Origin of the sequence: Dolichospermum sp. LEGE 00240 (genome assembly GCF_015207875.1) — a bacterium.
Classification (GTDB): domain Bacteria; phylum Cyanobacteriota; class Cyanobacteriia; order Cyanobacteriales; family Nostocaceae; genus Dolichospermum; species Dolichospermum gracile.
In genome coordinates, this window is sequence record NZ_JADEVZ010000007.1 from 1 (window position 1) to 14,424 (window position 14,424).

General features: G+C 40.6%; 11 protein-coding genes. 6 read left to right on the plus strand and 5 right to left on the minus strand.

Features of this window, described 5'->3' with window-relative positions; genetic code table 11:
- The coding region (locus IQ226_RS03610; RefSeq protein WP_193892238.1) for an IS1634 family transposase at positions 1–1,223 on the minus strand (1,223 nt) is incomplete at its 3' end.
- Positions 1,224–1,464: 241 nt separating this feature from the next.
- Here IQ226_RS03610 and IQ226_RS03615 point away from each other — a divergent pair.
- On the plus strand, positions 1,465–2,034 hold the full coding sequence (locus IQ226_RS03615) for a T4SS efffector SepA family protein (RefSeq protein WP_228039221.1): 570 nt from the start codon (positions 1,465–1,467) through the stop codon (positions 2,032–2,034).
- Positions 2,035–2,203: 169 nt separating this feature from the next.
- Here IQ226_RS03615 and IQ226_RS03620 read toward each other — a convergent pair whose 3' ends face one another.
- A complete protein-coding gene (locus tag IQ226_RS03620; protein WP_193892242.1) occupies positions 2,204–3,184 on the minus strand; it encodes an aldo/keto reductase in 981 nt (326 codons plus the stop codon).
- A gap of 168 nt (positions 3,185–3,352) precedes the next feature.
- On the opposite strand from IQ226_RS03620, the gene IQ226_RS03625 reads away from it, so the two are divergent.
- The 4 genes from IQ226_RS03625 (at position 3,353) to gatA (ending at position 9,035) form a co-directional block, all read left to right on the plus strand.
- Positions 3,353–3,931, plus strand: coding sequence for a hypothetical protein (locus tag IQ226_RS03625; protein WP_193892245.1), 579 nt, complete (start codon positions 3,353–3,355; stop codon positions 3,929–3,931).
- Positions 3,932–3,962: 31 nt separating this feature from the next.
- The gene (locus IQ226_RS03630) at positions 3,963–5,219 is read left to right on the plus strand and encodes an MFS transporter (RefSeq protein ID WP_193892248.1); all 1,257 of its coding nucleotides are present in this window, start codon (positions 3,963–3,965) and stop codon (positions 5,217–5,219) included.
- 134 nt (positions 5,220–5,353) lie between these two features.
- On the plus strand, positions 5,354–7,243 hold the full coding sequence (ilvB, locus tag IQ226_RS03635; RefSeq protein ID WP_193892251.1) for a biosynthetic-type acetolactate synthase large subunit: 1,890 nt from the start codon (positions 5,354–5,356) through the stop codon (positions 7,241–7,243).
- A gap of 331 nt (positions 7,244–7,574) precedes the next feature.
- Positions 7,575–9,035 carry an Asp-tRNA(Asn)/Glu-tRNA(Gln) amidotransferase subunit GatA gene (gatA, locus tag IQ226_RS03640; RefSeq protein ID WP_193892254.1) on the plus strand — a complete coding sequence of 487 codons (1,461 nt, stop codon included), beginning with the start codon at positions 7,575–7,577 and terminating at the stop codon, positions 9,033–9,035.
- 157 nt (positions 9,036–9,192) lie between these two features.
- Here the strand turns inward: gatA and IQ226_RS03645 are convergent, their stop codons facing one another.
- From IQ226_RS03645 to IQ226_RS03655, 3 genes are read right to left on the minus strand one after another with little or no spacing between them, the layout of a single operon-like run.
- Positions 9,193–10,413 carry a M20 family metallopeptidase gene (locus tag IQ226_RS03645; protein ID WP_193892257.1) on the minus strand — a complete coding sequence of 407 codons (1,221 nt, stop codon included), beginning with the start codon at positions 10,411–10,413 and terminating at the stop codon, positions 9,193–9,195.
- 48 nt (positions 10,414–10,461) lie between these two features.
- Positions 10,462–11,145, minus strand: coding sequence for a dethiobiotin synthase (gene bioD, locus IQ226_RS03650; protein ID WP_193892260.1), 684 nt, complete (start codon positions 11,143–11,145; stop codon positions 10,462–10,464).
- Positions 11,146–11,196: 51 nt separating this feature from the next.
- A complete protein-coding gene (locus IQ226_RS03655; protein ID WP_193892262.1) occupies positions 11,197–12,873 on the minus strand; it encodes a serine/threonine-protein kinase in 1,677 nt (558 codons plus the stop codon).
- Positions 12,874–13,333: 460 nt separating this feature from the next.
- Here IQ226_RS03655 and IQ226_RS03660 point away from each other — a divergent pair, with 460 nt between their 5' ends.
- Positions 13,334–14,350 (plus strand): ribose-phosphate pyrophosphokinase, encoded by a 1,017-nt coding sequence (locus IQ226_RS03660; protein ID WP_193892264.1) that lies wholly within the window; start codon positions 13,334–13,336, stop codon positions 14,348–14,350.
- The last annotated feature ends 74 nt before the right edge of the window (positions 14,351–14,424 follow it).

Below are 14,424 nucleotides of genomic sequence, written 5' to 3' on the forward strand. Positions count from 1 at the left end.
TTAATTTTTTCAGTTTCTATTACTTCTTCTCTCGTTTCTATTTGACTTTTAACTTGATATTTTATTTGACTTGGTTCGGTCAATTTACTTGGTCTACCTGCTGTTTTATATTCAGATTTTTTTAAATACTCAATTTCTTTTATTTGGTGATATTTCCAGGATTTTGATAGCTTTTCTATTGCTACTTTTGCGTCTGCTTGACAAGCAAATTCTTGCCTGGATAGTTGACTGAGTGCGGCTTTTGCTTTTGATTCTTGTTTTTTGACTTGTTTTTCTACCTGTTGGATACTTGATTTTTTTCTTAATTCACTTTCGACGATTATCCATCTTTGTTTTATGTCTGCATATTCTGATTCTTTGGCTGCTATTTTATAGCCTGATATTTGACTATCTTTCCATTCTGATTCTTTTATATCTACGATTTTATTTTTTGCTTCCTTGATACTTAGTGGTACTCTTGTTATCCATTTCAATTCTCTCATTGCTGCTAAGTTTTCTGCTGTATATAAGGCACTATCTGCTACACTTATGCCCTCAAATGTCCATTGTTTTTTAAATTCTTTTAATCTTTCTACGAATACACTTTTATCATCTACGTTTCCTGAGTCTACTTTTAAATATAATGGGATATCTCCATCTCCTGTTACTATCATATCTATGATAAATTGTTTGAGGTCTGGTCTTTTATCTCTTGAGTATCCATGAACTATTTCTATTCCTTTCATCTCTGGTTCTCTTTCTATTTTATTCTCTCCTGTTTCTTGCTTTGTTTCATCTCTTTCTTCGCTTTCTTTTTTGTACTCTCCTTCTACACTCATTGAAGTCCCATCTAAATGAATACTATCCATTTCTACTTGGAATTTATGGGCTGCTTTTATGGCTACTGCTGTAAATATTTTTGTTGTTCCTATTTGATGATATTTGTCTAGTTCTCTTCCTAGTTTGTCATCGTTTAAATGTGATGGTAATACTCCTTCTCCTATTAAATGTTCTGTTGGTTTTCCTACAAAAAATTCCTCAAATAGATATAATGGGGCGCTTAAAAAGCCCAATCCATTTAAGATCATTGCTTTTATTACTTGTCCTGGGTTGAGGGTTTCTTTTGTTTTTATTCCAACTATTTTATTCACTTCTTCTACTAATTCCATCTCGTCTATTATTCCCGCTACTATTCCTAAATGGTCTATATTTAGGATTTCCATGGCTTTTTTTGACTCTTTCATGGTTTCCCCCCTCTCTATTTGATCACACTATTTTAACAAATAAAAGCCTGAAATCTTTGCTCGGCAATCTTTTCAGGCTTTACTTTCTCTAAATTTTTAATTCCTAAATTTGCTTTAGTATCTGCGGAATGTGGGTTGTAATACGTATAAAATACTTATTTTTTCTAATTACGCGATTCTTATTGACATCATTTCTATATATGTATGTTACAAATATATAGGAAAATTAGATATCATAAATATGATGCCAGTCATTAGAATACCTGATCTTATCTACCAAAGACTCCAAGCTATAGCTATTCCCTTTGAAGACACCCCTGTTACTGTCATTGAGCGACTGTTGAGTGAATATGAAGCACGTCAAAAGCCTCAGCAATCGGGTGATATAGAGACACAAAAATCAGAGGAGAGCGAAAAATATCTAGTTCTTGATCCTGAAGCATCTAGTAATTTACGCCATACGAGGGTTATTCGATCTGTTATTGGTGGTAAGGAAATTCGTCAGCCAAACTGGAGCAAAATAATTGATGAGGCACATATACTTGCATGGAAACAAGGTTTATCTTCAGAAGCTCTAATAAAACTTAGTTTGGCAAGGGTTGTCAAGGGAGAGAGCAATGACCCTGGTTTCCACTACTTACGAGAGATAGATATTTCGATCCAAGGAGTAGAAGCAAATCTAGCATGGCGGAATACTCTACATCTCTCAAAAAACCTGAACATACCAGTTGAAGTATATTTCGAGTGGCGCATGAAAGAAGGATCTGCTTATCCTGGTCAGAAAGGAAAACTTATTTGGATACCCAAATAGATTGAAATGAATTATGACTTACGCGAAATACCTCTCAAACTCCCATTTCTCTGTTACCTCTGTGCCTCTGTGGTTCGTTATTCTGTGACTGATGCGTGAGTCCTATACTGTTTTTATATTATTGTGTAACATATATATATTATATGTGTTGCACAATTTATAAGAAATTTCATCTTGTCTGAAAAATATTCTGCACCATTTTCTTCTCCACCCTATCAGCAGCATGATCCAACTCTATCACCTCAGCATCACTCAAAAACCAACCCAAAGCCCCAATATTCTCCTTTGCTTGTTTCAAACTTTTAGCTCCAGGAATGGGAATTGTGCCTTTACTAATACACCAATTAATAGCAACTTGAGACATAGTTTTATTTCTCGTATTTGCTATTTCCTGCAAACAGCCTAAAAGCGGCTTCATTCCTGGTAACAACTGCTTACATAAAAATCCGCGAATACCTTGGGGAAAACTGCCATTTTCCGAAAACTTCCCTGTTAATAAACCCAAACCTAAAGGACTATAAGCAATTAATTTAATTCCTAACTCATCACAAACATCCTTTAAACCTAATTCCGTTACCGGATAAGTAGATAAAAGTGAATATTGTACCTGCAAAGTTTTAATCGGTATACCTCTTTCCTGAAATCTTTTATGCACCCATAAAAGTCTTTTAGTTCCATAATTAGATAAGCCCACACCCTTCACCAAACCTTGCTCATACAAATCACCCAAACCATCTAATAAACCCACCTCTTGCCAAGGAGCATAATTAGCTGTAGACCAGTGCATTTGCACCAAATCAACATTTCGTCCTAATCTTTTTGCCGAGGCATGACAAGCTGATATAATTGAATTTCTAGTCCATCTCCAAGGGTATGCGGCTAACTTAGTCGCAATGCAAATATTCTCTTGATTTATTCCCTGATATGCTTGGGCAAATTTCCCTAAAAGTAACTCACTCCGTCCCTTTAATTTACCTGTACCGTAGGAATCACCCGTATCAAATAATGTAATCCCATTGCTGACACAGAGATTAAAAACCTCTTGCAACTGGTTATCCATACTTTCATCATATCCCCAGAGCAGTTGGTTTCCCCAAGCCCAAGTTCCGCAACCCATGAGAGGAAGATTTAATAAATTGTGAGTTAGCATAATTAAGAAAAACTTGCCAATTGTTATAAACTAATTATTTACGAATAATACCAATGATCCGTAAACCTAAACCGAATAATTATCATCTTTACTTATCCGCGTTTATCCGCGTGCATCTGCGTTTAATTTTCATTTTAAAACTGTCACAAATACCAAAGTAAAAACTAAATGCCCATTATTATTTGTCCGGGAATCCATGCACCAGAATTAACTAAAAGCTTTATCCAAGGGTGCTTAAATCAATCTGGTGAAAAATCCATAGATATACTGGTTTATCCAGGACAAGGTTATTTAACTTTATCAACATTTCATATTTTACATTTTTTGTGCGATCGCTTGGGAGCGCCTAGCGATCGCCTCAGTAATAAGCTAGAATCGCCTCTTATATTCTTATGCTTTAGCGCTGGAGTCATTGGTGGTATAGGTGCGGCTACAGCATGGCAACTTTGGGGAGGTCATGTGCAAGCCTTCATTGCTATTGATGGTTGGGGAGTCCCTCTAGGGGGTAATTTCCCCATTCATCGTTTGAGTCATGATCATTACACCCATTGGACTTCAGCCTATCTCGGTATGGGTGAAGATAACTTTTATGCCGATCCAGCAGTTGACCATTTATCAATGTGGCACTCCCCCCAATCTGTCCGAGGGAAGTGGGTAAATCCATCCGTTGGCTTCTCACCAATTAAAAACTACCTGAGTGGATCTGAATTTCTCAATCTCCTATTAGAACGCTATAACAAGAAATAGTGATTATTTATCCCCCATTCCCAAGTATCTAATGCTTCCTCCTGAACCTACTGCTATTAATAACGGTTTTACCGCACTACTCAAAAACCGGGGTTTTATGCTCCTGTGGATTGGTCAACTGATTTCCCAATTGGCAGATAAGGTATTCTTTGTCTTAATGATTGCCTTACTCCAACTCTACTTACCTGTTAATGACGTAGCAGGTGAAGGACGCTTCTATTTGTATATGGCATTTACCGTGCCAGCAATGTTGTTTGGTTCTGCCGGTGGTGTGATTGTTGACCGTGTGCCAAAAAAGCTGATTATGGTAGGTTCAGATGTGGTACGGGGATTATTCATGATCTTAGTTCCCTTCTTACCACGAGAATTTGGTATACTTTTATTTTTTACATTTGCTATTTCCACAGTCACTCAGTTTTTTGCTCCAGCCGAACAAGCGGCAATTCCCCTGTTGGTGAAAAAAGAAGGTTTAATGGCTGCCAATGCCCTATTTAGCAGCACAATGATGGCAGCATTAATTATTGGTAATGCAGTTGCCACTCCCATGTTAAATTGGTTTGACAGCTTCAACAAAGGCTTTGGTAAAGAATTGGTGGTTGGCTGTTTATACATCCTGTCTGCCGTAATTATGATGCCAATTCAGTTTCGAGAACACAGGCACATTCACGAAGAGACAGTCCCAATTAATCCCTGGGCTGAATTTCTGTTAGGACTGCGTTATCTCAGACAAAATCGGCTAATTTGGAATGCCATGCTACAAATTGTCACCTTATACTGCGTATTTGCTGCCCTGATAGAATTAGCCATTGGTATGGCAGCAAGGTTACATTTAGCTCCAGAAGAATTTAGTTCTTTCGTCGCGGCAGCGGGGGTGGGTATGGTAATAGGTGCGGCAATTTTGGGAAATTTTGGTCATCGTCTTCATCGTAAACCCTTGCCTTTAATTGGGTTCTTGATTATGGCATTTTCATTAGGGTTCTTCATTTTTATTGATAACCAACCCTTAGCATTAGGACTCTGTATTTTCTTAGGTGTGGGTGCAGCGTTCGTCAACGTGCCAATGCAAACTTTAATTCAACAAGAAACACCATCAGAAATGCACGGTAAAGTCTTTGGCTTTCAAAATCATGCCATTAATATCGCTCTGACAGCACCTCTATTAATTACGACAAAGCTCGTCAATGTCTGGGGATTATCGGTGGTGTTATTCGGAATGAGTATAGTTGTCGGGGCTATTGGTGTGTGGACTTGGCAAAATACTCGGCGGGTATTGCAAGATGTGATCTAGAAATTGTACAATCATAGTCCATTCTTAACGCTAATAAATACGGCTTTCTCTGCAATTGTGAAAATTTTTACATTAAAATGAAGTTTTAAATACAGAATCTAAGCGTTAATTTTAGCTATACTTCGAGGTTAACTGTGGTTTCGTCATCAATCAGTCTCCCAAAATCTGAAAATAATCAGCAGTCTCCTGTATCTAATTCGTCAATTCCCTCACCAAAACGGGCATCTGGCGGTTTCGCGTTGATAGATAGTCTCATCCGTCATGGTGTTGAGCATATTTTTGGTTATCCCGGTGGCGCAATTCTACCAATTTATGATGACCTTTATAAAATAGAAGCCGGGGGTACGGTTAAGCATATCTTAGTTAGACACGAACAAGGTGCTTCCCACGCTGCCGACGGTTACGCCCGTGCTACTGGTAAGGTGGGAGTATGCTTTGGTACTTCCGGTCCCGGGGCAACCAATTTAGTTACAGGGATTGCTACAGCCTACATGGATTCTATTCCCATGATTGTGGTGACGGGACAAGTACCACGGGCGGCAATTGGTACAGATGCCTTCCAAGAAACAGATATTTACGGGATTACTTTACCCATTGTTAAGCATTCCTATGTAGTCCGTGATGCCAAAGACATGGCGCGGATTGTCGCTGAAGCTTTTCATATTGCCAGCACTGGTAGACCTGGACCTGTTTTAATTGATGTTCCCAAGGATGTGGCTTTAGAAGAGTTTGATTATGTGCCTGTCGCGCCCGGTTCTATTAAGTTACCGGGTTATCGTCCCACGGTGAAAGGAAATCCGCGCCAAATTAATGCAGCTATTCAATTAATTCGCGAAAGTCGTCGTCCATTGTTGTATGTTGGGGGAGGAGCGATCGCTGCCAATGCCCACGAAGAAGTCAAACAACTGGCAGAATTATTTAATCTCCCCGTCACTACCACCTTAATGGGTATCGGTGCATTTGACGAACATCATCCCCTGTCCTTGGGAATGTTGGGAATGCACGGTACTGCTTACGCCAACTTTGCTGTTACAGATTGCGATTTATTAATTTGCGTCGGCGCAAGATTTGATGACCGCGTGACAGGTAAATTAGATGAATTTGCCTCTTTAGCTAAAGTCATTCACATTGATATTGACCCCGCAGAAGTTGGTAAAAACCGCGTTCCCGAAGTTCCCATTGTTGGTGATGTTAAAAACGTCTTAAAAGACTTATTACACCGATGTCAAGACGCAAATACCAAAGTCACACCTAACCAAAATCGAGAATGGTTAAACTTAATTAACAGTTGGAAACAAGATTATCCTTTAATTGTCCCCCATTACGCCGACAGCATTTCCCCCCAAGAGGTAATTATTGAAGTTGGCACTCAAGCACCCCAAGCATTTTACACCACTGATGTCGGTCAACATCAAATGTGGGCGGCTCAATTCCTCAAAAATGGACCAAGACGCTGGATTTCTAGCGCCGGTTTAGGAACAATGGGTTTTGGTGTCCCTGCGGCTATGGGTGTAAAAGTTGCATTCCCAGATGATCAAGTGATCTGTATCAGCGGTGATGCCAGTTTCCAAATGTGTTTGCAAGAGTTGGGGACACTAGCACAATATGGGATTAATGTCAAGACCTTGATCTTAAATAACGGTTGGCAAGGCATGGTGCGGCAGTGGCAAGAAGCCTTCTATGGACAGCGTTATTCATCTTCTAACATGGAAGTGGGAATGCCTGATATTGAGCTTCTAGCACAGGCCTATGGCATCAAAGGCATGGTGATTACCAAGCGGGAAGAATTGGCAGATAAAATTGCCGAAATGCTGGCACACAACGGACCTGTAATTGTCAATGTCCACGTTACCAGAGATGAAAACTGCTATCCCATGGTAGCCCCTGGTAAGAACAACTCGCAAATGGTTGGTTTGCCTAAGCCAACACCAAGAACCGCAGTTGAATCAATTTCTTGCAGCAATTGTGGGACTCAAAACCAAGCTAATCATAATTTCTGTTCTGAGTGTGGAACAAAATTGTAGTTAACTCAAGTTGCTAGTTATCTCGTTGAGGCTGGTAATGGGTAATTGGTAATAGGTAATTGGTAATAAAAACTCAAGTCATCTCATTCCCAGTCAGAGACCTCTCTGCCTTCAATAATATTAGAGGCAGAGCCTCATCAACTGCATTCCTAGTCAGAGACTAGGAACGAGATGTGGTAGGGATTTGAGCTTAAGTTGACACCAATGGGGTTAAATACGGACTTTTTAGCTTAACCGACACCAACCCCCAGAAGATTCAGGAGTTTAGACGCAAATTCCCCAGTCCTGTAAATGCTAAAATCAATGACTTGATTCCTTAAAGAGAACAATTATGGCATCCATCCGCGAGTTGCACGAACAGATAATCAGTAAAGAACGTTCTGCCGTTGAAATCACTCAAGAAGCATTGAATCGGATTCAAGAGTTAGAACCAAAACTGCACAGTTTCCTCACTGTCACGACAGAACAAGCCTTAAAACAAGCTCAAGCTGTAGATGCAAAAATCGCTGCGGGAGAAAAAATTGGCATCTTAGCGGGGATTCCCATCGGGATTAAAGACAATTTGTGTACTAAGGGGATAGTCACCACCTGTGCTTCCCGGATTTTGGAAAATTTTGTGCCACCTTACGAATCCACCGTCACCCAAAAACTAGCTGACGCTGGGGGTGTCATCGTAGGTAAAACTAATTTAGATGAGTTTGCAATGGGGAGTTCTACAGAAAACTCCGCTTACCAAGTTACCGCTAATCCTTGGGATTTATCCCGTGTTCCTGGTGGTTCTTCCGGTGGTTCAGCCGCAGCGGTAGCAGCCGACGAATGTGTAGTTTCCCTGGGTTCAGATACGGGGGGGTCAATTCGGCAACCTGCGTCATTCTGCGGTGTTGTGGGGATGAAACCGACTTATGGGTTAGTTTCCCGTTATGGTTTGGTGGCTTATGCTTCTTCTCTAGATCAAATTGGACCATTTGGACGCAGTGTGGAAGATGCGGCTATTTTATTGGGTGCGATCGCCGGCTATGATCCACAAGACTCCACCAGTCTCAAAGTCAAAGTTCCTGACTATGCAGCTAGTTTAAAACCGGATCTCAAAATTAGAAAAAAACTGAGAATTGGTATCATTACAGAAACCTTCGGTGAAGGGTTAGATTCAGAAGTAGAAGCCGCAGTCACCAAAGCCATTGATCAACTTCAAGAATTAGGTGCAGAAATTCATCCGATTTCCTGTCCCAGTTTCCGCTATGGTTTACCAACTTACTACATTATCGCCCCCTCGGAAGCATCAGCTAACTTGGCGCGTTACGATGGTGTGAAATATGGTTTGCGTTCTCCTGATGCAGATAATCTTTTATCAATGTACACCCGAACTCGTTCTCAAGGATTTGGGGCAGAAGTCAAACGCCGGATTATGATTGGTACTTATGCCCTTTCCGCTGGTTATTATGATGCTTACTATTTGAAAGCGCAAAAAGTCCGCACTCTGATTAAAAAAGATTTTGAAAAAGCTTTTGAAACAGTAGATGTTTTAATTTCTCCCACCGCACCGACTACCGCATTTCGCGCCGGAGAAAAAACAACCGATCCTTTGAGTATGTATTTAAATGATTTAATGACTATTCCTGCTAATTTAGCTGGTTTACCAGGAATCAGTTTACCTTGCGGTTTTGATAGTAAAGGTCTACCAATTGGACTACAAATAGTTGGTAAAGTGCTAGGAGAAGAGCAACTTTTCCAAGTAGCTTATGCCTATGAACAATCAACTAATTGGCATTTACGAAAACCCAAAATTGCTTAGGGGATGGTTGAAAAGTTTCCGGCGACTGGAAGTCGCGACTACACAAGCGAAGTCCACCTGCGTGGACTAACGAAAAATTAAAGGATGGAAACCCACGAAGGTGGGTTTTGCCTGTGTAGCTGCGACTTCCGGTCGCCAAGACAAATAATAAATCAGACTATTCAACAAAAAACTTTTCCAGACAGCGGACAAACATTTCTACACCCATTGGTAAAGCTGTTTCATCAAAATCAAATTGGGGATGATGATGAGGGTAATCTAATTTTTTCTCTGGATTTGCAGAACCAAGAAAAAAGTAACAACCGGGAACTTCTTGCAGAAAAAATGACATATCTTCTCCACCCATTGTTTGACATTCGGGAACGATACCAATAGGGGTTTCTATGACTGCTTCTGCGACTGAACGCACTAATTCAGCAATTTCTGGATCATTAATAACTGGTGGATAAAAATGAGTATAATCTAAGTCATAACTTGCACCGTGACTTTGGCAAATTCCCGCCATAATTTGTTGAATGCGTTCTTTAAAAAAACCTGCTAAATCAGGATTAAAATATCTTACTGTTCCACCCATTCTCGCAGTATCAGCAATCACATTAACTGCTGTGCCGGCGTGGAGTTCGCCCACTGTGACTACAGCCGAATCAATGGGGTTGACATTACGGGAAACAATTGTTTGTAAAGCATTGACTATTTGCGCTGCTACCACGACAGAATCCACTGTTTGATGAGGAATTGCCCCATGTCCACCTTTACCGAAAATGGTGCAACGAAACAACTCGACAGCAGCCATTAATGCCCCAGACCGGACTCCTACAGTTCCCAATGGCAGATTATTCCATAAGTGTAAACCGATAATGGCATCAACATCAGGGTTTTTAAGTACACCTGCTGCAATCATCGGTTTTGCTCCACCTGGACCTTCTTCTGCGGGTTGGAAGATAATTTTGACAGTGCCGCTAAAGTCTTGGCGGTGTTGATTGAGGTAATAGGCTGTACCGAGAGCGATCGCTGTATGTCCATCATGTCCACAAGCGTGCATGACTCCATCATGTTGAGAACAATAGGGAACTTGATTCTGTTCTTGAATAGGTAAAGCATCCATATCCGCCCGAATTGCTAATACTTTGCCATTACCAGGTTTTTCACCTTTAATAATAGCGACAATTCCCGTTTGGGCAATTCCAGTTTGATGGACAATTCCCCAATTTTGCAATTTTTGGGCAATAAATTCGGCGGTAATTTTTTCCTGAAACCCTAATTCTGGTTTTTGGTGAATCTGTCTTCTCCACTCCACTAATTGTGGTTGTAAAGCCCGAATTTCTAACCGGACATTTTTGAGATTTACTGTTGAAGTTTGAGGAAATATAGAAACCATATTATCAATGAAAAATTAGTGATTAGATTTATATTTCTTCCCTGTTCCCTATTCCCTACAATATATTTCCCAATCCAAAGCCGCAGCCACTTCAGCCAGTTTTTCCAAATCTCTAGGATTTTCTAGATAGGGAACACAACCTAAAACGGGAATATTTGTTAAGGATCGAATTAAATCTGGTGGCATTAAATCAGCAATTTCTGACTCAGTGCGAGGTTGGGTACAATTGAGAATAATCCCCCGCAGATTGATTTTAGTTTGTCTAGCTAATGCTACATTAGCCACAGCACTAGCGATCGCTCCCAATCTGACCGGTACAACCAAAATAGTTTTTAATCGCCATTCCCCCGCCAAATCAGCCACAGTCAACTCATTGGTAACTGGTGAACCTAAACCCCCCAAAGATTCCACCAACACAAAATCACGCTGTTTTTGTAAAGATAACAAAGTTCGCCAGGCGATCGCCAAATCAACTTGACGATTTTCCTTAGCAGCCGCAATAGGAGGTGCTAAAGGTGCTTGAAAATACAAAGGAGTAATTGCCTCCAGCGATTGTTCCAAATTAAACAGACTTTGGTACAATTCCCTATCACCCACCCCCGATTGAATTGGCTTCATAATCCCCAAACGGCGTTGAGGATAATATTTTTGCCAATAAGCTGCTAAAGCTGCTGTCACCACAGTTTTACCAGCATCCGTATCAGTTCCCGTAATCAGTAAAGTATTCAACAACGTTTTCCGTTAAAAATGACAACTTAATTTGCTTCTTTCCCTAATTTAGCGTTAATTAGTCCCATTAAACCCTGGGGTTGGAGTTTCCGTTGGGGTTGGAGTTTCCGTTGGGGTTGGGGTTTCTGTCGGGGTTGGAGTTTCCGTTGGCGTTGGAGTTTCCGTTGGCGTTGGAGTTTCCGTTGGCGTTGGAGTTTCCGTTGGCGTTGGAGTTTCCGTTGGCGTTGGAGTTTCCGTTGGCGTTGGAGTTGGCGTTTCTAAAGCCACATTCAAACTATAATTAACCTCCGCCACACCCCCGGACAAACCTAATTGAATAATATATTTGCCATCATTTGCTAATATTCCCTCATAAGATGTAGCTTGTTGATCTTGAGTATTCACGACTTCACCATCGGTAGTTAAAATCGTCAGCACAATACCACTGTTTTCATTGACAGATACAACTAACTTTTCCCCACTCTTACCTTGCAAACTATATTGAACTAATTCATTTTCTCGCAGTGTTCCCTCAACTTTCGCCATATTAGACTTGTCTAACTTCAGCCCTTGGCGATTAATCACAGGTTCGCTATTAGTCGGTATTGGAGTTGGTGTTAATGTGATCCCACTAGGAATAACAGGAGAAGGAAAAGATTGTGGCGTTGTAGTCGTTTCTCCAAATGGACGCGGCTTACCTTTCAGTGAAGTTACTAAAGTCCAAGAACCAAAACCTGCTAAAATAATCACAATACAGCCAATACCCCCCAATGCCCAACCGTTATCCAAAATAGAGCTACTTTGCCCAGAATCTCCTGAAGGTTGGGGCTTTTCCGATGTTTTTGATATAGGGTCAGGACGATGACCAATAGCAATAGTTTGTAAAGAAGATAAATTAGCCGCAGGTTGACCACTATAGCCTGTATTTAGCAGTGCCTGAGTCACATCAGCCGCACTTTGATAGCGCTCCCCCGGTAGATAACTCAACATTCGCTGTAAAACCTGAGCAAATTCTGGTGTCACCGTTGCCCATTGTTGCCAATTCCAGGTTAGTTGCTGCTCATCAAATAAATCTGCGGGTTCTTTCCCAGTCAATAAAACTATAGCAGTCACAGCTAACGCATACAAATCACTACTGGGATATACCCGACCCGTCAGCATTTGTTCACTAGGCGCGTAACCTAACTTGCCTACAGTTGTTACAGATGTAGCACTTGATGATTGTAATTTTGTAGCTAACTCCTTAACCACTCCAAAATCAATTAACACAGGCAGAAAATCATTTTCCCGTAAAATTATATTTTCTGGAGATATATCTCGATGAATAATTCCCTGTCCGTGAATATAACTAAGAACAGGTAATAAATTTCTTAGTAAATGCAGTACATCGGCTTCATTGAAGGTTTTTCCCAGGTCTTGACGTTCTTTGAGTAAATTGCGGTAAGTCTTACCAGCCACAAAATCCTGTACCAAAAATAACTTTCCGTTTTGGGCAAATTTTTCTCGAAATTTAGGAATTTGTAGATGTTCAATTTGATACAATATAGCAGATTCTCGTTCAAATAACTCCTGTGCTTTTTGCCCATGAGATGTTTCCGTAATTGGGACAATTAATTCTTTCAGAACACAAAGTTCATTAAAGCGTCTTTGGTCTTCTGCCAGATAAGTTCTCCCAAATCCCCCCTGTCCAATAATGTGAATTATGTGGTAACGATTTTGTAGGATAGTACCAACTGTAATCGGTGATTGCATGATCTATTAATTGAATATAATAGCAACTGAGCTAGAACTTGGTCAAAGCATCATCCATCCACAACGTGACACAAAATGTCTCAATTGTAGCTTCTGTAATTTTCCTCGGTCACCCCGCCTACAAGGAAGTGTATACTAGAAATAAGTCTTGCATTATTCTATTCTTACATTCTGCCTTGAGTCGGGATGTGTCCAATATGGTAGCAAATATAATCCAGAATAGATAAACCAAGCGGTTTGGTTCACGGCAAATTTTTCCAGATATGGGGATTTATTAAAATAAATATTTAATCTTCAGTTAATTGGGTTATTAATTGGTAACAATTATCATAAAATAACTGTTTGCACATTTGGTGTTATTTAATCATAGGTGTTGTAACACCCCAGAGCTAACTGGAAGATCAATATTATTTGTTGACTCAATTTCGGCTAAATTTGCTCAATCTCTGATGATATTTCTATGAATGCACTTCGAGGATCTGCTGTGCTAAGTTCTGCCACTCTACCAGTTCAGTCAATAGCAACGGGACTACCTGACAATAATCGCCTGCGGCTGTTTTCCGGTTCTGCCAATATAACATTGTCGCAAGAAGTCGCTCGTTATCTAGGCATGGACTTGGGTCCAATGATTCGCAAAAGATTTGCGGACGGAGAACTTTATGTTCAAATCCAAGAATCAATTCGGGGTTGTGATGTCTATTTAATCCAGCCCAGTTGTCAACCCGTCAATGATCATTTGATGGAATTACTAATTATGATTGATGCTTGTCGTCGAGCATCTGCACGCCAGATTACAGCAGTAATTCCTTACTATGGTTATGCTCGTGCTGACAGAAAAACAGCCGGTAGAGAGTCAATTACTGCGAAATTAGTTGCTAATTTGATTACTGAAGCAGGCGCTAATCGAGTTTTGGCAATGGATTTGCACGCAGCCCAAATTCAGGGCTATTTCGATATTCCCTTTGATCATGTCTATGGTTCACCAGTTATCCTAGATTATCTCATTAGCAAAGGATTACAGGATATTGTGGTTGTTTCCCCTGACGTGGGTGGGGTAGCACGGGCTAGGGCATTTGCGAAAAAATTGAATGATGCACCACTAGCAATTATTGACAAACGCCGTCAGGCTCATAATGTTGCCGAAGTCTTAAATGTGATTGGTGATGTGAGAGGCAAAACTGCCATATTGGTGGATGACATGATTGATACTGGCGGTACGATTGCGGCGGGGGCTAATTTACTACGTCAGGAAGGTGCGAGTCAGGTATATGCTTGTGCTACTCATGCTGTATTTTCCCCACCGGCAATTGAGCGATTGTCTAGTGGGGTCTTTGAGGAGGTTATAGTCACTAATACTATTCCTATTCCAGAGGCTAATCAGTTTCCGCAATTGGTGACGCTTTCCGTCGCTAATCTGCTGGGAGAAGCAATTTGGCGGATTCATGAGGATAGCTCACTTAGTAGTTTATTCCGTTAATCAACCAATAGCTATCATCCTCAAGGAAGAAAAAAGGAGTCAGGAGTCAGGAGTCAGGAGGAAGAAAGAAGGAG